General features: G+C 68.9%; 16 protein-coding genes. 8 read left to right on the plus strand and 8 right to left on the minus strand.

Annotated elements, in window-relative coordinates; translation table 11 throughout:
* Positions 1–66: 66 nt before the first annotated feature.
* Both ACFQ9K_RS04030 and ACFQ9K_RS04035 read left to right on the plus strand, forming a co-directional pair.
* The gene (locus ACFQ9K_RS04030) at positions 67–465 is read left to right on the plus strand and encodes a hypothetical protein (RefSeq protein WP_378721253.1); all 399 of its coding nucleotides are present in this window, start codon (positions 67–69) and stop codon (positions 463–465) included.
* Positions 462–1,799, plus strand: a complete 1,338-nt coding sequence (locus ACFQ9K_RS04035) for a hypothetical protein (RefSeq protein ID WP_378721252.1) — start codon at positions 462–464, stop codon at positions 1,797–1,799. The genes ACFQ9K_RS04030 and ACFQ9K_RS04035 overlap by 4 nt, the downstream gene beginning before the upstream one ends.
* Here ACFQ9K_RS04035 and ACFQ9K_RS04040 read toward each other — a convergent pair whose 3' ends face one another.
* The 6 genes from ACFQ9K_RS04040 to ACFQ9K_RS04065 form a co-directional block, all read right to left on the minus strand.
* Positions 1,800–3,077: an ABC transporter permease gene (locus tag ACFQ9K_RS04040; protein ID WP_378721251.1), complete on the minus strand. Its 1,278-nt coding sequence runs from the start codon at positions 3,075–3,077 to the stop codon at positions 1,800–1,802. It abuts the gene before it with no gap.
* A complete protein-coding gene (locus tag ACFQ9K_RS04045; RefSeq protein ID WP_378721250.1) occupies positions 3,077–4,258 on the minus strand; it encodes an ABC transporter permease in 1,182 nt (393 codons plus the stop codon). Before ACFQ9K_RS04045 ends, ACFQ9K_RS04040 begins: the two co-directional genes overlap by 1 nt.
* Complete coding sequence (locus tag ACFQ9K_RS04050; RefSeq protein ID WP_378721248.1) at positions 4,251–5,765, minus strand: ABC transporter ATP-binding protein; 1,515 nt, start codon at positions 5,763–5,765, stop codon at positions 4,251–4,253. The genes ACFQ9K_RS04045 and ACFQ9K_RS04050 overlap by 8 nt, the downstream gene beginning before the upstream one ends.
* 25 nt (positions 5,766–5,790) lie before the next feature.
* Positions 5,791–6,885, minus strand: coding sequence for a BMP family protein (locus tag ACFQ9K_RS04055; RefSeq protein ID WP_378721247.1), 1,095 nt, complete (start codon positions 6,883–6,885; stop codon positions 5,791–5,793).
* Positions 6,886–7,018: 133 nt separating this feature from the next.
* Positions 7,019–8,161, minus strand: coding sequence for a metallophosphoesterase (locus ACFQ9K_RS04060; protein ID WP_378721246.1), 1,143 nt, complete (start codon positions 8,159–8,161; stop codon positions 7,019–7,021).
* Positions 8,158–9,084, minus strand: coding sequence for an aldose 1-epimerase family protein (locus ACFQ9K_RS04065; RefSeq protein ID WP_378721245.1), 927 nt, complete (start codon positions 9,082–9,084; stop codon positions 8,158–8,160). Before ACFQ9K_RS04065 ends, ACFQ9K_RS04060 begins: the two co-directional genes overlap by 4 nt.
* A gap of 197 nt (positions 9,085–9,281) precedes the next feature.
* On the opposite strand from ACFQ9K_RS04065, the gene ACFQ9K_RS04070 reads away from it, so the two are divergent.
* On the plus strand, positions 9,282–10,007 hold the full coding sequence (locus ACFQ9K_RS04070; protein WP_378721244.1) for a TetR/AcrR family transcriptional regulator C-terminal domain-containing protein: 726 nt from the start codon (positions 9,282–9,284) through the stop codon (positions 10,005–10,007).
* On the opposite strand, the gene ACFQ9K_RS04075 is transcribed toward ACFQ9K_RS04070, so the two are convergent.
* A complete protein-coding gene (locus ACFQ9K_RS04075) occupies positions 10,004–10,786 on the minus strand; it encodes a TetR/AcrR family transcriptional regulator C-terminal domain-containing protein (RefSeq protein WP_378721243.1) in 783 nt (260 codons plus the stop codon). The two genes, ACFQ9K_RS04070 and ACFQ9K_RS04075, sit on opposite strands and share 4 nt — an antisense overlap.
* Before the next feature lie 94 nt (positions 10,787–10,880).
* On the opposite strand from ACFQ9K_RS04075, the gene ACFQ9K_RS04080 reads away from it, so the two are divergent.
* Positions 10,881–12,140, plus strand: coding sequence for a fatty acid desaturase family protein (locus ACFQ9K_RS04080; RefSeq protein WP_378721242.1), 1,260 nt, complete (start codon positions 10,881–10,883; stop codon positions 12,138–12,140).
* On the opposite strand, the gene ACFQ9K_RS04085 is transcribed toward ACFQ9K_RS04080, so the two are convergent.
* Positions 12,115–12,891, minus strand: a complete 777-nt coding sequence (locus tag ACFQ9K_RS04085) for an SAM-dependent methyltransferase (protein ID WP_378721241.1) — start codon at positions 12,889–12,891, stop codon at positions 12,115–12,117. The two genes, ACFQ9K_RS04080 and ACFQ9K_RS04085, sit on opposite strands and share 26 nt — an antisense overlap.
* Before the next feature lie 127 nt (positions 12,892–13,018).
* Between ACFQ9K_RS04085 and ACFQ9K_RS04090 the strand changes: the two genes are divergently transcribed.
* The 4 genes from ACFQ9K_RS04090 to ACFQ9K_RS04105 all read left to right on the plus strand — a co-directional run bounded on the left by ACFQ9K_RS04090 (position 13,019) and on the right by ACFQ9K_RS04105 (position 16,457).
* The gene (locus ACFQ9K_RS04090; RefSeq protein WP_378721240.1) at positions 13,019–14,200 is read left to right on the plus strand and encodes a cytochrome P450; all 1,182 of its coding nucleotides are present in this window, start codon (positions 13,019–13,021) and stop codon (positions 14,198–14,200) included.
* Between the two features lie 63 nt (positions 14,201–14,263).
* Complete coding sequence (locus ACFQ9K_RS04095) at positions 14,264–14,869, plus strand: M23 family metallopeptidase (protein WP_378721238.1); 606 nt, start codon at positions 14,264–14,266, stop codon at positions 14,867–14,869.
* A 31-nt stretch (positions 14,870–14,900) separates the two neighbouring features.
* Positions 14,901–15,869: a DNA polymerase domain-containing protein gene (locus tag ACFQ9K_RS04100; protein ID WP_378721237.1), complete on the plus strand. Its 969-nt coding sequence runs from the start codon at positions 14,901–14,903 to the stop codon at positions 15,867–15,869.
* Positions 15,870–15,974: 105 nt separating this feature from the next.
* Positions 15,975–16,457: a hypothetical protein gene (locus ACFQ9K_RS04105; RefSeq protein ID WP_378721236.1), complete on the plus strand. Its 483-nt coding sequence runs from the start codon at positions 15,975–15,977 to the stop codon at positions 16,455–16,457.
* The last annotated feature ends 156 nt before the right edge of the window (positions 16,458–16,613 follow it).

The following is a 16,613-nucleotide window of genomic DNA, read 5'->3' on the forward strand; positions in this document are numbered from 1 at the left end:
GCGCCAGGCCGAGCGGCCGGGCAGCGAAGCCGCGGTGGCCGACCCGCTCGATCGGGAGGAGAACGGATGATTCGTACGGTGCGAACCTGCGCCGTTGCCGCGCTGCTCGTCGTGCCGGGGACGGTGACCGCGTGTGGCTCGTCGGTGGACTCGCCTGCCGCGCGCACGTCGGCCAGCGCGTCGGTCGATGTCCCGGCCGCGGTGACCATCTCGGTGCGGATCGCGGGCGGGTCGGTCACGCCGACCAACACCAGGACCGAGGCCAGGCAGTTCCAGCCGATCGTCATCACGGTCGACAGCGATGCGGCCGACGAGTTGCATGTGCATTCGGAGCCGAGCCAGACCTTCGCGATCGAACCCGGTGTGGGGCAGCAGTTCCGGTTCGCCGTCACCGTGCCCGGGCGGGTCGATGTCGAACTCCATCACGCCGGTAAGACGGTGACCACCCTGCTGATCCGGCAGTGACCAGGTCGCTCGCGCACGGGCTCAACGGGTCCGCGGATCTGCCGATTCCGTTGACCTACGCGCTGATCGGCGCGGCGTGGGCGCTGACGTTCTCGTTCGTGATTCTGCTGGTGGCGTGGCGGCGGCCGCGGCTGGATCCGGACGCGCCCGGTTTGCTGCTGCCCTACTGGGTGCGCGCGGTTGTCGATTGCCGTGCGGTCCGGATCGCGCTCGCGTCGGCAGGCCTCGGGGCCGCGGTGCTGGTGGGTCTGATCCTGGTGTTCGGATCTGGCTCGCCGCAGCGCAATCCGGTTCCCGGGGTGTTCTATGTCTACCTCTGGGTCGGGGTGATGCTCGCGTCGCTGGTGGTCGGGCCGGTCTGGAAGGTCGTCTCGCCGATGCGTGCGCTGCATCGGGCCTGCTGTTTCGCGCTGCGCCGGGATCCCGAAGCCGGCGTACGGGCGTATCCGTCCGGCTGGGGATACCGGCCCGCGGTGCTGGGTCTGTTCGCCTTCGGCTGGCTCGAACTCGCGTCACCCGACCCGGGTTCCGTTGCGGCGATCGGCTATTGGCTGCTCGGGTATCTGGTGGTGACGCTGATCGGCCTGGTCGTGTTCGGAACGACGTGGGCCGAGCGCGGCGATCCCTTCGAGGTGTACAGCAGTCTGCTGGCGCGGCTCGGTCCGCTCGGCCGCCGTCCCTCGGGTGAGCTGGTGCTGCGCACCCCGCTGAGCAATCTGGCGGGGACGCCGGTGCTGCCCGGATCGGTGGCGCTCGCGGCGACCCTGCTCGGTTGCACCGCCTTCGACAGTCTCTCCGCGCTACCCGGTTGGCGGAATCTGGTCGATTCGCTCGGCGGCGGTTCGGTTTTCGGCGCGACGCTGGTGCGCAGCGCCGGCCTGTTCGCCGTCGTCCTGATCGTCGGCACGGTCTTCACGGTCGCCGCGCGGGCGACCGGCGGTCTGGACCGCGCCGAACGGGCCGCGCTGCCAGGGCTGCTCGCGCACAGCGTCACGCCGATCATCGCCGGGTACCTGGTCGCGCATTATCTGACGTTCTTGGTGGAGAAGGGGCAGTCGACGCTGGTGCTGTTCGCCGACCCGCTCCAACGCGGTGCGGACATCGGCGGATTGGCGCACTACCGGGTGCGTTACGTGCTGTCCGAGCATCCGACGGTGCTGGCCACCACGAAGGTGCTCGCCGTGCTCACCGGCCACGTCCTCGGCGTGACCGCCGCGCACGACACGTGTTTACGGCTGCTGCCGCCTGCCCATCGCGCCACCGGTCAGCTGGCGCTCGTGCTGGTCATGGTCGGCTACACCTTCACCGGCCTCTACCTGCTGTTCGGCGGCTGATCACCCGGGAACGTAGGGCTCACCGTCCGCCTTCGGCGGTCGCACCTGCCCGACCGCGCCCGCCACGGCGATCACCGTCAGCAGATACGGCGTCATCTGCAACACCTCGGTCGGAATCGGCGTCGCCAGCACCTGCAATTGGCCCTGCAGGGCCTTGGTGAAACCGAAAAACAGTGCGGCACAGGTGGCGCCGAGCGGATGCCAGCGGCCCATGATCACCGCGGCCAGCGCGATGAACCCGTTGCCCGCCGTCATCTCCTTGGTGAAACCGCCGGTCGAGCCGATGGTGAAGTACGCGCCTCCGAGCCCGGCGATCGCCCCCGCGAGCAGCACGGCCTGATACCGGACGCGCAGCACCTTGATTCCCACGGTCGCGGCGGCGCGCGGATGCTCGCCGACCGCCCGCACCCGCAACCCCCACCGCGTCCGGTACAGCGCGAACGCGAGCGCGACGACCGCGACGACCATCGCGTACACCAGCGCGGTCTGATCGAACACCGTCGGCCCGATGATCGGGATGGACGACAGCACCGGAATCGCCAGCGGCTGCATGGTTCCGGGATTGTTGAACCGGGCCGGTCCGTCGGTCAGATTGGTGAACTGATCGAACAGGAAACCGGTGATGCCGGTGGCGAACACCACCAGCACCACGCCGAGCACGATCTGGTTCACCAGGTAGCGGATGGAGAACACCGCGAGCAGCCAGGCGACGAACACACCGGCCACCACCGCGGCCACGGCGCCGACGAAGAAGCTGCCGCTGACCGTCGCGATGATCGCCGCCGCGAACGCGCCGGCCAGCAACTGACCCTCGATGGCGATATTGATGACGCCCGCCCGTTCACACAGCACGCCCGCGAGCGCGCCGAGGATCAGCGGCGTCGACAGGGCGAGGGTGCCCTGGATCTGATTGGTGAGCGGGAAGATCTTGCCCGAGGCGGCCCAGCACACGAACGTCACCACGAACGCGATGCCGAACACGGTGAACAGCACCGCCGCCCATCGTCCGGTGAGGCCGCGCCACAGGTGGGCGATCGCGATCGCCAGGGCGATCGCCGAGAGCAGCAGCGCCGCCGGCTTGGCGGGCACGTCGAGATCGGACGGACCCGCGGCATCCGGTGCGCCCAACCGGAAGTCGACGGTGCCCGGCTCGGTGAACACGGCGAGGGCGACCGCGATGACCGCGAGGATCAGCAGCAGGATCCCCAGCCGCAGCCGTTGCCGATGCTTCTCCGGCGACTCGAGCCCGCGGGCGGTGCCGGTCGTGGTCGTCACCATCAGTTCCACCCCTTCGCGAGAACCGCGTCCGCCCGCTCGGCCCGGATCCGGAAGACGGTGCGCACCAGGGCCGGCGCCGCGACCAGCACGACGATCACCGCCTGCAACACGGTCACCAGGGTGAGCGGGGTACCGGTCGCCGCCTGCATCTCGTTGCCGCCCGCGTTCAGCGCGCCGAACAGCAGCGCCGCGTACACCGTGCCGATCGGGCTGCCCCGGCCGAGCAGCGCGACGGTGATGCCGTCGAAGCCGAACGATCCGGCGATGCCGTTGGTCAGCGGGAGGTCGGTGCCGAGCACCTGCTGCGCGCCCGCGAGCCCGGCCAGCCCGCCCGCGATGAGCATGGCCAGCACGTATGCCCGGCCGACGTTCATGCCCGCCGTGCGCGCGGCGTCGTGATTGGCGCCGACCGCGCGCAACTGGAAACCCAGCGTCGATCGGGACAGCAGCCACCAGACGAAACCGGCCGCGGCGAGCGCGACCAGCAGGCCGAGATGCAGCCGGGTGTCGCCGAACCGGGGGAACTGCGCGGTCTCGTCGACCACCGGGCTGATCGGTTCGTTGCGGCCCGGCCGCTGCAACCACGAGGTGGTGAGCAGCCAGGTGAGCGCGTACAGCGCGACATAGTTGCCCATGATGGTCGAGATGACCTCGTGCGCACCGGTGCGCGCCTTCAGCAGTCCGACGATTCCGCCCCACAGCGCGCCGCCGGCGACCCCGGCCGCCAGCGCGACCACCACGTGCAGCACCGGCGGCAGATGCACCGCGAAGCCGACCCAGCCGGCGAACAGCGCCCCGGCGATGAGCTGACCCTGCGCGCCGATATTGAACAGGCCGGTGCGGAACGCGAGCGTGACCGCCAGGCCGGTGCAGATCAATGGCGTTGCCGCGACCAAGGTTTCGGCGATCTGATGCTTGCCGCCGAACGCGCCGAGAAACAGCGCCTTATACGTCTCGCCCACCGCGCTGCTCGCCGCCGACACCGTATCCATCGGCCGCGCGAAGAAGTAGCCGAACGCGCCGGTCACCTGCGGGTCGCTGACGATGATGAGCAGCGCGCCGACCACGAGCGCGAGCACCACGGCCAGCGCGCTGACGATGAGCTCGCGCACCCATGGACGATCGAACCCGGCCGCCCGGCCACCACCTCGCGGCGCATCGCCGCGCGCTGCCTCAGTCACGGTCCCCTCCCGGATGTGCGCCCGCCATCATCAGGCCGAGCTGGTCACGCGGGGTGTCCGGGCCGACGATGCCGACCACCCGGCCGCGGTACATGACGATGATGCGGTCCGAGAGCGCGTAGATCTCGTCCAGCTCGGTCGAGACGATCAGCACCGCGGTGCCCTGATCCCGTTCGCGGACAATGCGTTTGTGCACGAACTCGATCGATCCGACGTCCAGGCCGCGGGTCGGTTGACCGGCGATCAGCACCTCCAGCGGACGCGACAGCTCCCGGGCCAGGACCACCTTCTGCTGATTGCCGCCGGACAGGGTGCTGACCGGATCCGCGATCGAGCGGGTGCGGATGTCGAACTCCTCGATCCGTTGTGCGGCATTGCGTTTCACCGCGGACGGGGACAGCACGCCGTGGCGGGAGAACTCGGGTCGATCGATCAGATCCAGCACCAGGTTCTCGGCGACGCTGAACGTGCCGATGCAGCCGTCGTGCGAACGATCCTCGGGCACATAGCCGATGCCGGCGTCCAGGTGCTGGCGCGGCGACCGGCCGACCACCTCCCAGCCGCCCACCGTGATGGCGCCCGCCACCGGCGTCCGCAGCCCGAGCAGCGCGCTGACCAGTTCGGACTGCCCGTTGCCGACCACGCCCGCGATGCCGACGATTTCGCCGCCGTCGACGCGGAAGGACACCTTGTCGACCACCACCGATCCGGCCGCGTCCACCACGGTCAGATCGGTGACGACCAGCGTGGGCCCGGTCGGCGCGGCCGGTGTCTTGGCGACCACGAGCTCGACCGACCGACCGACCATCAGTTCCGCGAGTTCCGCCTCGGGAGTGGCGGGTTCGACCGTGCCGACCACCGCGCCGCGGCGGATGACGGTGATCCGGTCGGCGATCCTGGTGACTTCCTTCAGTTTGTGCGTGATGAAGATGATCGAGGTGCCGTTCGCGGCGATGGAGCGCAGCACCTCGATCAGTTCGTCGATCTCCTGCGGGGTGAGCACGGCGGTCGGCTCGTCCAGGATCAGCACCTCGACGTTGTTGGCCAGCGCCTTCAGGATCTCGACCCGCTGCTGCTCGCCCACCGAGAGGTCGGCCACCAGCGCGTCCGGATCCACCGGAAATCCATAGCGCTGCGACAGTTCGCGCACCCGCTTGCGCGCCGCGGCGCGATCCAGCACGGCGAACCCCCTGGTGGGTTCCCGGCCGAGGATGATGTTCTCGGCGACACTGAACACCGGCACCAGCATGAAATGCTGATGCACCATGCCGATTCCGGCGGCGATGGCATCGCTGGGCGACAGGCAGGTGACCGCCTTGCCGTCCAGCAGGATCTCGCCCTCGTCGGGCTGGAGCAGCCCGTAGAGCATGTTCATCAGCGTGCTCTTGCCCGCGCCGTTCTCGCCGAGCAGGCAATGGATTTCGCCGGGCTCGACCACCAGGTCGATGTGGTCGTTGGCCAGCAGGGTGCCGAATCGTTTGGTCAGACCGCGTAGTTCGAGCCGCATATCGCTCCCGTGTGACGGCCGCGGCTCACTTGGCTGCGGGCTGGGCCTTCGACGTGAGGGTGATCTTTCCGCTCGCGATATCCGCGGCGAGCGCGCTGATCTCGGCCTTCAGCTCGGCCGGGATCTTGTCGTCGAACTCGTGGTACGGCGCGAGGCTGACGCCCTTGTTCGCCAGCGTGCCGACGTAGGCCTGGTTGCTGAACTGCTTGTGGTAGGCGTCGGTGATCGTCTTCGTCACCGCGACATCCATCAGTTTCTCCACGCTGCTCAGCAGCGACGAGCAGTATTCGGCGGCGCTCACGCAGCCGTCGGTGTCCACCCAGATCGCGGTGACCTTGCCGCCGGAGGAATGCGCCGCCTCCAGCGCGCCGAGGCCCGCCGGACCGGCCACCGGCAGAATGATGTCGGCGCCCTGGCTGATCAGATCGTTGGCCTTGGTCTTGCCGATGTTCTTGTCCTGGAAGTCATTGGTGATGACGCCCTGCTGGGTGGCCTCGTCCCAGCCGAGCAGCTGGACCTGCTTGCCCTTGGCCTTGTTGTAGTACGCGATGCCCTCGGCGAAGCCGTCCATGAAGATGGCGACGGTGGGGATGTTGATCCCGCCGAACGTGCCGACCTTGCCGGTCTTCGTCTGCGCCGCGGCCAGATAGCCGGCCAGGAACGACGGCTGGGCCGAGTTGAAGGTCAGGCCCTGCAAATTCGGCAGCGGTGGGTTCTTCGCGGTGTCGGTGTAGGCGTAGTCGACGATGGCGAAGTTGATGTCCGGGTTGGCCTTCGCCGCGGCGTAGGTGGCGTCGCCCTGCTTGAACCCGATGGTGACGATGATGTCGCACTTCTGCCGGACCATCGTGTTGATGTTGGTCGGATAGTCGTTGTCCGACTTCGACTCCAGCTGGGCCTTCGAGATGCCGAGTGCGGCGACCGCGTCGGTGACCCCCTTGAAGGAGGTCTGGTTGAACGACTTGTCGTCGAACCGGCCGGAGTCCGACACCATGCAGGCCTTGAAGTCCTTGGCGCCCGCGTCGCCGTTCTTGCCCTGCTCGGACGGCGGACTACCGCACGCCGCGACGGTCAGCACGAGCACACCGGCAGCGGTGAGGGTCTGCGACAACCTGCCCATTTTTGCCTCCTGAAACGCGATACCCCGCAACCCAACTCACCGAACTGCCGAGAGAGTGCAGTGGTGGTGGGAGTTTAGGACGCGGAACCGATCTTGGCTCGGTTTCCGCGTCATCGGGACAATCGGGACAGGACTAGGCGCTCGCGGGGGCTGCGCGCAGGATCAGGACGGTGATCTCGCTGGGCGCGAAGACGCGCAGTTGAGGGCCCCAGAAGCCGGTGCCCCGGCTGGTGTAGAGCTGGGTGTGCTCGCCGTGGCGGCTGAGCCCGGCGACGACCGGCTGGTCGAGCCGGACCAGGTAGTGGAACGGCCAGATCTGGCCGCCGTGGGTGTGGCCGGAGATCTGCAGCGCGACGCCGGCGGCCGCGGCGGCGGTGACCTGCTTGGGCTGGTGGGCCAGCAGCACGACCGGCAGCGCCGGGTCGGCGCCGGCGAGGGCGGTGGGCAGGTCGGGTCCGTGGCCGGGCAGGCCGACGCCGGTGGGGTCGTCGATGCCGGCGATGACGAGCCGGTCGCCGCCGCGGGTCACCGTCCGGTGTGCGTTGTGCAGCGGCTGCCAGCCGATCGAGGTCATGTGGTCGATCCAGCCCTGGGCGTCGCCGAAGTATTCGTGGTTGCCGGTGATGTAGAACCGGCCCAGCGCGGCCTCGACCTTTCCGAGCGGGTCGACCTGCGGGTGCCGCTTCGCGACCGAGCCGTCCGCCAGATCGCCTGCGTGACAGGCGATGTCCGGGCGCTGCTGGTTGACCACCGCGACGACCCGCTCCGACCACCGTAGTCGGTCCAGCGCGGCGAAGTGGGTGTCGGTGACGATCACCAGGCGCAGTCCGTCGAGGCCGCGGCCGAGTCCGGGGATGGGCACCTCGACCGTGCGCACCCGGGGCACCCGCCGCGCCTCGGCGATGCCCCAGACCACCAGGGCGATCGACACCACGAACACACCCACCGCGACGAGGCGCGAGCGGTCCGGGTCGGACACCCCGCCGACCGCCAGGCCCAGCCCGACGACGTTGCCGATCACCGACCAGCTGAACACCACCCACGCGATGCCGAGCAGGGTGTCGCCGACGATGGACGCGACATCCGACTGCGCGGGACCGTGTCCGAGGAACATCGACGCGGGCAGCGCGACGAAGGCCAGCGCGAATACCGCGGTGCCGAGCCAGAACAGCGGGCCGGCGCCCACGGTGGGCGCGTCGACCAGGGTCCACCACGGGACCAGGAACAGGATGGCGGGAATCGCCAGGAACAGGGCAACGCGCGGCACGTATTTCACGACACCATCCTGGTCAGTCGGGCGCCCCACGTGGTCTGCGCGGTCGCGCCAGGGGCCAGCCGGATCAGCCGGTCGCCGCTCTGGAACGCGTTGGGCGGGCAGGTCATCGGCTCGGCGGCGAGACTCGTTCGCCGCCGCGCCGGGGCCAGGGTGTCCGCGGTGAACAGCTGGAGCACCGGATAGGAGTCGTCGACCCACAGCTCGGCCACCGCGTCGTCGGTGCCCCGCAGCCGGACCCAGGCCCGGCCGTCGTCGTCCCTGGCGAGATCGGTGAACGGATGGTCCATGATCAACTCGCCCAACGGCTTCGGCGTGGCGAAGTCGAACGGTGTGCCGCGCACGGGGTCGGTGCCGATCGGAAGTTGCCGCTCCGGATCGGTGACGATCCGCGTCCCGGCGTCGAAGGACAGGATCGCGTCATCGATGCGGCCCGCGCCAGGGGACAGATAGGGATGATGGCCGCAGCCGTACGGGGCCGTGGTGTCGCCGAGGTTGGTCGCGGTGGTGGTGACGGTCAGCCCGTCGTCGGACAGCGCGTAACGGATGGCGACATCGAGATAGAACGGGTAGCCCTTGCGCGGATGCAGCGTGGTCCGCATGGTGATCTCGTCCGGTTGCGCGTCGGTCGCCCGCCATGGCCGCCAGCGCAGCAGCCCATGAATAGCCGTGTGCTTGGCCGGCTCGGTCAGCGCGAGCTGATGCTCGACGCCGTCGAAGCGATACTTGCCGTCCGCCAGGCGATTCGGCCAGGGAATCAGCGCCGCGCCGCGTCCGCTGTCGGCCATCATCTGCACGTCGTACGGTTCCAGCACGTCTCGGCCGCCCACCCGGAACTCCCGGATGCCGCCGCCGACCTCGACGATCACAGCCCGTTGGTCGCCGTGGCCGATCGAGAACTGCTGTCCGGACGGTGGCAAGGTCATAACCGACGACGCTACCGTCGGCCGCTCGGGCGCCCTCGGCCACCGTGCCGTTCGACGGGCGCCGCCGGATCCGCGGTGTGCCGCGGGGTTCCGCAGTGTTTACGCCAGGCCCTGGTCATCGCGTGTGGCATAGTGTCAACAGCGTAGGTCTACGCGTCTGACCTGCCGGAGCTGCCGACGGAACGAGGCCTGCTGGTATGTCCGAGCCGCCCGCGAAACGCGGTAACTCTCGACCGGGAAATTCGCGCGACGGCAACGCGGTCCCGGGCCGGGGCGCGATCACCAGGGCGGCCGTGCTGGACGCCGCGTTGGCGATCATCGACAGCGACGGGGTCGATGGCTTGTCCATGCGGCGGCTGGCCGAGGCGGTCGGGAGGGATCCGATGGTGATCTACCGGCATGTGCCGAACAAGGCCGCGGTGCTGGACGGCGTCGCCGAGATCGTGTTCGCGCAGTTGTCGGTCGACGCCACCGACCCGGACTGGCAGCATCAACTGCGCACGGTGGCGCGGGGCTTCCGCGGATTGGCGCTGGCGCATCCGAAGGTTGTGCCGCTGTTGGTGACCCGGCCGTTGGCGACTCCGCTGGGCCAGCGGCCGATTTCGGTGGTCCGGCCGCTGGAGGACATGCTGGCCCTGCTCACCCGGGCCGGTTTCACGGGGCCGGACGCGCTGCACATCTACCGCGCGCTGTTCGGGTTCCTGTACGGGCACGTCTTCAACGAGTTGCAGGAGATCGTCGAACGACCGGACGAGACCGACGAGGTGCTGCGGCTCGGGCTGCATCGGCTGCCGATCGCCGAATTCCCGCTGCTGCGCGAACTCGCGCCGGTGCTGGCCGCCTACGACGGTGCGGCCGAACTCGAGCGGGGGCTGGACATCCTGCTGTCCGGTCTGGCCGAGACGTTGCCGGGGGCCGGCTAGCCTGCCCCGCCTGCCGAATCCCGGCGCTCCTGTGCGGCAATGGATTCGGCCGTGCCGCCGCCGATCGGAGTCATGGTGCGGGCGAGGCCGCTGAGCAGGATATCGAGGCCGAGCTCGAGTTCGGCCGCGCCGTCGTAGGCGGCGAGATCCGAGGCGAGGCCGCGCAGCAGCGGGAATTCGGCGACGGGCAGCCGGTGCAGGCCCATGCGCAGCAGGTCGGTGGTCTCGTCCGGTCGTTCGACGACTTCCTGTAGCTCGCTGAGCACGTGACCGTAGAGAAAGCCGAACAGCGCGCGGTAGATGTGCAGCGCGTCGGCGCCGCTGAAATCGGCGTGGGCGAGCAGCGTGAGCAGGCGTTCCAGCGGTAGCAGCGTGCCCATCGGACGCAACCCGATCGGCGTCGCGAGCGGCTGGGCGACCAGCAGCGGGACGACGTTCGGATGAGCGACCGCCAGTCGTCGGAAATCCCTTGCCACCAAACGCAATTGGTGTTGCCAGTCCGGGTCGGTGGCGTCGACGGACAGCTGGGCGAACACGAGCTCGGCGACACCGTCGAGCACCGCGGCCTTGTTCGCGGCGTGCCGGTACAGCGCCATCGGATCCCGGCCGAGCGCCGCACCGAGGCGGCGCATGGAGAACTGGTCGACGCTGTCGGCGTCGATGATCTCCAGCGCGGCGGCCAGCATCGCGGCTCGGGTCAGGGGGGCGTCGCCGCTGTGCCGGCGCGCGGGTTGGTCTGCCTCCGGGTCGTCGCCGGGACCGGCTCTGCTCCGGTTCATGGGATCCAGCCCTTCGCCGTCCGAAGAGTGCGTTGTCAACGATGTAAGCCTACGCTGTAGACAGACGCTGTAACGGAACCCGAGGACAGCAAGCATGGCCATCACCGATGTCGCGGCATACGCGCATTTGAGCGCTGCGGACATCGAGGCGCTCGGACTCGAACTCGACCTGATCCGCCGGGACATCCAGGAGCGGCGCGGCGCCCGCGACGCCGGTTACATCCGGCGCACCATCGCGTTCCAGCGCGCGCTCGACGCCGCCGCCCGGCTGACCATCGGGCGCAGCCGGAGCCGGATCGGCTGGCTCGCCGGGACCGTCGCGCTGGCCCTGGCGAAGAGTATCGAGAACATGGAGATCGGTCACAATGTCTGCCACGGCCAATGGGATTGGATGAACGATCCGGAGATCCACTCCAGCACCTGGGAGTGGGACATGGCCGGAGTGTCGGCGCAGTGGCGCTATTCGCACAACTATCGCCACCACGTCTACACCAATGTGCTCGGCATGGACGACGACATCGGGTTCGGTGTCATGCGGGTGACCCGCGACGAACGGTGGCAGCCGGGGCATGTGCTGCAACCGCTGCGAAATCTGTTGCTGGCAGCCACTTTCGAATGGGGCATCGCGTTGCACGGCCTGTACTCCGAACGCGATCGGGCGCGGGGCGCGGCGGAGAAGGCGGCGCAGACCAGGCTGTTCCTCGGCAAGATCGCCCGGCAGGCGGGCAAGGACTACCTGCTGTTCCCCGCGATGAGCGGACGCCGCTGGCGGCGCACGCTCGCCGCGGACGCGAGCGCGAACGTGCTGCGCAACCTCTGGGCCTACGTGGTGATCTTCTGCGGCCACTTCCCCGACGGCGCAGAGAAATTCGAGCCCGCCGCGGTCGCGAACGAGACCAAGGGGGAGTGGTATCTGCGGCAGATGCTCGGCACCGCCAACTTCGACGCGGGCCCGGCGCTGGCCTTCCTCAGCGGGAACCTCTGCTACCAGATCGAACATCATCTGTTCCCCGACCTGCCGAGCAATCGGTACGCCGAGATCGCGCTGCGGGTGCGCGCGCTGTCGGACAAGTACGACCTGCCGTATACCAGTGGGTCATTGCCGCATCAGTACCTGCTGACCCTGCGCACCATCCACAAACTGGCGCTGCCGGACAGCCTGCTCACCGCCACCTCCGACGACGCACCGGAAACCGCCTCGGAACGAAAGTTCCACGGTGACAACGCCTTCGACGCATCAGGCGGCGGCTCGCCGGTCCGCGCCGGGTTGCGCACCGCGCTGCGCCGCGCCGGGACGTCGCACGTGCCCGTTCGGCCGTTTCCGTCGATCAGGGGATACGGGCCACGCCGCTGAGCATGGAGACCGCTTCCGGACGCGGGTGCGGGCGCCATTCGCCCGGCCGCCAGGTCATCACCGAACCGATACCCGGCGGGATCAGTTCGAGGCCGGTGAAGAAGCGGGTGAATTCCTCGGTGGTGCGTAATCGGAACGGCACGCCGCTGCGCTGGTTGGCCGCGTTGTTCTCGGCGAGTTCCTCGGCGGAGAGGTGGTCGCTGGTGGCGTGGGTCATCACCAGGTAGCTGCCCGAGGGCAGCGCGTCGCACAGCGTGCGGACCAGCTCGTACGGGTGATCGTCGTCGGTCATGAAGTGCATGATCGCGACCAGCATCAGCGCCACCGGCTGGTGCATGTCCAGCACCCGGGCCAGGTCGGGGTGGCCGAGGATGCGGTCGGGTTCGCGGATGTCGGCGTCCAGATAGGCGGTCGCGCCCTCGGGGGAGCTGTTGAGCAGTTCCCTGGCGTGGGCCAGCACGATCGGGTCGTTGTCCACATAGACCACGCGCGACTCGGGGGCGATGTTCTGCGCGATCTCGTGCACATTGCCCGCGGTGGGCAGGCCTGCGCCGATGTCGAGGAATTGCCGGACGCCCTCGTCGGCCAGGTAGGCCACGGCCCGGCGCAGGAAGCTGCGGTTCTCCAGCGCGGCCAGGCGAACGGTCGGAAAGGCCTCGGCGACCATGTCGGCCGATTCCCGGTCCGACGGGAAATTGTCCTTGCCGCCCAGCCAGTAATCGTAGCGGCGCGCCGGATGTGGCTTCGACACATCTATCTTCCCGACCGGCGGTTCCGAGTTCACTACGCCCTCAATTCATCTCGTCTATTGTCATCATGTCAGTTCGAGTTGCGAACCGGTAGCGATGGTGATGTCGCACCGCCCGGAAGGCTCCGCCATGTCACTGCAGTACAGCCCATACGATTTTGACGTACACCGCGACCCATACCCGTACTACGCCCGGCTGCGTAGCGAGTCGCCGGTGTATCGCAACGATGCCGACGATTTCTGGGCGCTCTCCCGTTACGCGGATGTCCTTGCCGCGCTCCGTGATTCGGATCGGTTCTCCAGCGCCAACGGGGCCATCCGGATGGAACCGGCGTTCTGGGGACCGCAGGCCGAGCAGATGTTCTCCTTCGTCGCGATGGACCCACCGCGACACACCCGGCTGCGTGGGCTGGTGGCGCGGGCCTTCACCCAGCACCGGGTGCAGGGTCTGGAACCGCGGTTGCGGGAGATCGCTCGCCGGCTGCTGGATCCCCTGCTCGAGCGCGGCAGCTTCGATTTCATGGCCGATTTCGCCGGGCCGTACCCGACCGAGGTGATCGCGGAACTGGTCGGCGTGCCCGAGCGCGACCGCGACATGCTGCGCAAACTCGGCATGGAGATCATGTACAACGACGAGCAGTCCACCGACCTGCGTCCCGAGGCGATCCAGGCGATCGGCGCGATCATCGGCTACTACACCGAACTGACCATCGAGCGGGCCAATGACCGGCGCGACGACCTGCTCTCCGGCCTGCTCGACGCGGCGGACGGCGACGATCGGCTCACCCCCGAGGAGATCGTCAGCGTGCTCATCCTGCTGATCGGCGCGGGCATCGAGACCGTCATGCTGACCCTGGGCAACCTCTGGCACACCGCGTGGCTGCACCCCGAGCAGCGGCGTAAGGCGTTCGACGGGCGGATCGACGACTGGATCGCCGAGTCGATGCGCTACGAACCGTCCTCGCAGACCTCGCTGCGCACGGCAACCGAGGAGTTCGAGCTGCACGGGGTGACCGTTCCGGCCGGCGCGCGGATGCTGCTGCTGCTCGGCTCGGCCAACCGCGACCCCGAGGTCTTCACCGACCCGGACACCTTCGACCTGGACCGGGACACCAGCGCGTCGCTGGTCTTCGGCAGCGGTCGCCACCACTGCCTCGGTGCCAACCTCGGCCAGCTGGAGATGCGCGTCGCGCTGGAGGAGATCGTCGCCAGGATCTCCGATTACGACCTCGACGCCGACGGCGTGCGCCGCATCCACGCGTCCAACAACCGCGGCTTCGCCGCCCTGCCCACGACCGTCACGGCCCGCTGAGCGGACCGCGACCGCGCGCCCGGCGCCCTCCTCCCGATATACCCGGCGGAGAGGAGGGCACCCATGACCCGATACTGGCCCATAGCCCGAGAAGCACTCACGATCGGTTCGCCGTTCGGCCCGCGCGCGGGCGGATTCCATGCCGGGCAGGATTTCCCGGCGCCCGACGGGACCCCGATCTACGCCTGCGCCGGCGGCACCGTGCTGTTCCTCGGCGCCGCCGCGGGGTACGGCGAATGGATCGTCATCGACCACCCGGCCGCGGACGGCGGCGGGGTGAGCGAATACGGGCACATGTGGGACGCGAGCGCCACCGGGCTCTGTGTCGGTGACCGCGTCGAGGCGGGACAGCTGATCGCCTACGTCGGCAACAACGGCGGATCCACCGGACCGCACCTGCATCTGAGCGTCATGCCGCACGGTTACGACCCGGGCGCCAAGATCGACCCGATGGCCTGGCTGCACGATGCCGGCTTTCCCGGCGATTTCCTGGGCGCACTCGACGACGCCGAACAGCGCGAACTGCTCGACCGGACCCGCGCGATCTGGACCCAGCTGTGCGGCCCGGACGGCCGGGGCTGGCCCCAGCTCGGCCGCAACGCCGACGGCGAATACCGCACCGTCGTCGATGCGCTTGCGACCCTGCCGCCGGTGAAACAGCCGGGTTGACCACGTGGTCCGCGGCGGGCAAGGTGAGCCGATGGGCAGTGACGAGGTCCGCGCCGGGGTGCCGCTGACCAATCTCGACAAGCCGTTGTTCGACGGCGCCGAGGCGACCAAGCGCGATCTGATCGACTATCTCGAGGCCGTCGGCGATCGGATGGTGCGGCAGCTGCGCGACCGGCCGCTCTCGGTGCTCCGGGTCCGGCCGGGGCAGCAGCCGTTCATGCAGAAGAACCTGCCCAAGTTCGCGCCGGACTGGATGCACCGGGTGACGGTGTGGGCCGAGAGTTCGCACCGCGAGGTGACTTACGCGCTGTGTGACGACGTGCGCACGCTGCTGTGGTTCGGTAATCAGCGGGCGATCGAATACCACCCGACGCTGCTGCTCGCCGATCGCGGCCAGGGGCCGACGCATCTGATCCTCGACCTCGATCCGGCGCCGGAGCAGCCGTTCCGGCAGGCGGTGCTGGCCGCCGAGCTGGTTCGCGCGGCGCTGGCCGACGACGGGCTCGCCGGTGCGGTGAAAACCAGTGGGGCGAAGGGCGTGCACGTCTTCGTGCCGCTGCGGCCCGGCCTCGCGATCGACGACGTGGCGGCGGCGACCCGCGCGATCGCCGCCCGTGCCGAACGGCTCGACCCGGACCTCGCCACCACCGCCTTCATCGTCGAGGACCGGGGCGGGCGTGTCTTCCTCGATTCCACCCGGGCGGGCGGGGCGACCGTCGCCGCCGTCTACAGTCCGCGGATCCGGCCGGGCACCCCGGTGTCGTTCCCGGTCGCCTGGCGCGACCTGCACGACATCACGCCCAAGGATTTCACCGTGCACACCGCCGCCGAGCTACTGGGCGATCGCGATCCGTGGACCGAGGAAATGCCCGAACCGCAGGACCTGCCCGCGGATCTCATTGCCGAGGGCCACACCATTCCGATCGCCCGCGTGCAGGCAATGCACGAGGGTAAACGCCGCGCCCGCGCCCGGCGCGAAAATCAAGGGCCGGAATCGTAATCGGCGGTTATTTCTTCCGCGTGCCCGCGCGGATGAATGCGAATCCGCTTGCCATACTGGCTGGTCGCCTATATCGACTACCGGAAATGGAAGGGATTCGAAACAGTGCTATCTGGAAATATCCTGAGGTCCGGCAAGGGCTCGGTGCTGGTGTTCGCCGGTGTGTTCGGCGTGGGAATGCTGGTCGGGGGCGCCCCCGCGGCGAATGCGACAACCTGCACCGCGGTGTCGGATCGCAATGCCTACGACGGGGGTTGGAAAGGGGGCGAGGGCAATACGCTGGTGGCCGGATTCAACGGCCATATCGGTTTCGGGGAGACGAAGTACACCAAAGCGGGAACGGAGCCGGTGGTCTGGCTCGGCCAATTCACCGTGGACCCGAAGAATGTGCTGACGAAATGGAGCGGAACGCAGTACCTCGGCGACGGCAGCACCGTGGACGCCATCGTCTCGGCGGTGACCTGCGACGCGAACAAGGTGCCGACCAGCTTTACCGCGAGCGTGGTCAACACGACCACCGACCACCGGCAGATCGACCTGGGCACCTTCACCCTGAATCGGGTCGCGATGGGTTCGTCGGCGCGGTAAACGCTCCGGCGGCCGGCCCCGGCCGGTGTGCGGTTCGGCCCCAGCCGGTGTGCGGTGTCGAGGTGGCTGGGGCCTCGGGGAATGCCCGCGTATCTCCGGAGGTTGCACAGGCACCGGCGCTGCGGTGCCGGCGGTGAGCCATCGGAAGAAGGGGCA

The organism is Nocardia sp. NPDC056564, assembly GCF_042793755.1.
In the GTDB taxonomy this organism is placed as follows: domain Bacteria; phylum Actinomycetota; class Actinomycetes; order Mycobacteriales; family Mycobacteriaceae; genus Nocardia.

Excerpts from the sequence above, each read along its gene's own strand:
- ACFQ9K_RS04065 (WP_378721245.1), bottom strand. The coding sequence starts at position 9,084 with ATGACCTTGCCACCGTCCGGACAGCAGTTCTCGATCGGCCACGGCGAC.
- ACFQ9K_RS04050 (WP_378721248.1), bottom strand. The coding sequence starts at position 5,765 with ATGCGGCTCGAACTACGCGGTCTGACCAAACGATTCGGCACCCTGCTG.
- ACFQ9K_RS04090 (WP_378721240.1), top strand. The coding sequence starts at position 13,019 with ATGTCACTGCAGTACAGCCCATACGATTTTGACGTACACCGCGACCCA.
- ACFQ9K_RS04100 (WP_378721237.1), top strand. The coding sequence starts at position 14,901 with ATGGGCAGTGACGAGGTCCGCGCCGGGGTGCCGCTGACCAATCTCGAC.
- ACFQ9K_RS04070 (WP_378721244.1), top strand. The coding sequence starts at position 9,282 with ATGTCCGAGCCGCCCGCGAAACGCGGTAACTCTCGACCGGGAAATTCG.
- ACFQ9K_RS04055 (WP_378721247.1), bottom strand. The coding sequence starts at position 6,885 with ATGGGCAGGTTGTCGCAGACCCTCACCGCTGCCGGTGTGCTCGTGCTG.
- ACFQ9K_RS04095 (WP_378721238.1), top strand. The coding sequence starts at position 14,264 with ATGACCCGATACTGGCCCATAGCCCGAGAAGCACTCACGATCGGTTCG.
- ACFQ9K_RS04080 (WP_378721242.1), top strand. The coding sequence starts at position 10,881 with ATGGCCATCACCGATGTCGCGGCATACGCGCATTTGAGCGCTGCGGAC.
- ACFQ9K_RS04040 (WP_378721251.1), bottom strand. The coding sequence starts at position 3,077 with ATGGTGACGACCACGACCGGCACCGCCCGCGGGCTCGAGTCGCCGGAG.
- ACFQ9K_RS04075 (WP_378721243.1), bottom strand. The coding sequence starts at position 10,786 with ATGAACCGGAGCAGAGCCGGTCCCGGCGACGACCCGGAGGCAGACCAA.
- ACFQ9K_RS04030 (WP_378721253.1), top strand. The coding sequence starts at position 67 with ATGATTCGTACGGTGCGAACCTGCGCCGTTGCCGCGCTGCTCGTCGTG.